Genomic DNA, 1,199 nt, shown 5'->3' with positions numbered 1-1,199 from the left:
GACGAAAAAATGGATATCGGGACGCAAATACCTGGATATGTCCGACTATTGGCAGTGGCGGAAAACGAAAGAGTTAGGCGTTCAAACGATGAATCAGGAAGTTTCGGCGATCAAGAAAGTGGGATAATTTCTTCGACGTGTCAAGGAGAACGTGAAATACCTCGGAAGCGAGGAGTTGCCGCGAAAGCGCCTTGACACACCTGTACTTTGACAACAATGATCATTAGTCCGGGAAGGCGACCGGCAGGGAGACTTGCCGGACTTACCTGCCATACGTCAGGTCATCAGGTCCATCTTTCTATCAAAGGGAAATTTACACAATAAAATGGACTTGACCGTTTGGTAATTGGAAGTGGTCAAAAAATAAATTGAAGTGGGGATAATTGAAGATAAATATTCCCTTAAATGTCTAACAAATAAAGTTAAATTTGATTGTTGATGATTCGCGGAATGCACGATGGCATTACGAATTCTATATAATCGTTGAAGATGCCATTTAATTCGTTGATGATGACCCTCTAACAGTTTGCCGGCTTCCCTTGGCGAAGCTAATGATTTTACTAACCGTTCAGTACGATATGTCAACAAAGTACTCTTTTGTTTACATTTTGAAATCAATTCATTTTGACCTTCTGTTGAGAGAATCAATTGAAAAAGTTTGTATGTGTTTTCACATGTCAAGTTTACTTTGCAACGTTGACAATCTTCCAGCAAATTTTTTACTAATTTATATATATAACTATGCGACTCGAGGTACCGTCAAGAATTTTGTGTAATGTAAGATAGATAGGGTATCTCTGAAATAGATTTGGAATAGAGGGGGGGCTGGTTCCCCCCAGGGGACTGAATATTCAGTCTCCTGAGGGGGAAAGGGAGAATCCCCTCATCTCATCTATTTACATTATTTGGTTAATGATAACGTTCTTCAAACATTCGCTCGAGGGCTTCCTGCGCTTCGGCAAATCCTCGCAACTTTCGTTCTGCCCATTTCTCGTTAAAATCTTGAACGGTCAAATATACGACTTTTTCAGCGGCTTCTAAACTGCTCAAACTGTTCATCGGCTTTAGACGTTTCCGAATCTCCTTGATCGTTCGTTCGATGGCATTGGTCGTGTAAATCACACTTCGAATACTGCTTGGATAGTCCATAAAGGTGAGAAGAACATCCAACTCATTGGCCCACGATTGGACTTCCCTTG

Annotated in this window: 1 protein-coding gene; it reads right to left on the bottom strand. The window is 41.2% G+C overall.

Translation table 11 applies throughout. From position 1 onward, the window contains the following. Positions 1–909: 909 nt before the first annotated feature. Positions 910–1,199 (bottom strand): transposase (locus CCB157_RS16590; protein ID WP_143287127.1); only part of this gene is annotated, 290 nt, incomplete at its 5' end.

Source organism: Caenibacillus caldisaponilyticus (assembly GCF_002003465.1).
GTDB classification, from domain to species: domain Bacteria; phylum Bacillota; class Bacilli; order Bacillales; family Sporolactobacillaceae; genus Caenibacillus; species Caenibacillus caldisaponilyticus.
Note: the sequence above shows the minus strand (reverse complement) of the source record. Positions and strands in the feature narration are given on the sequence as shown.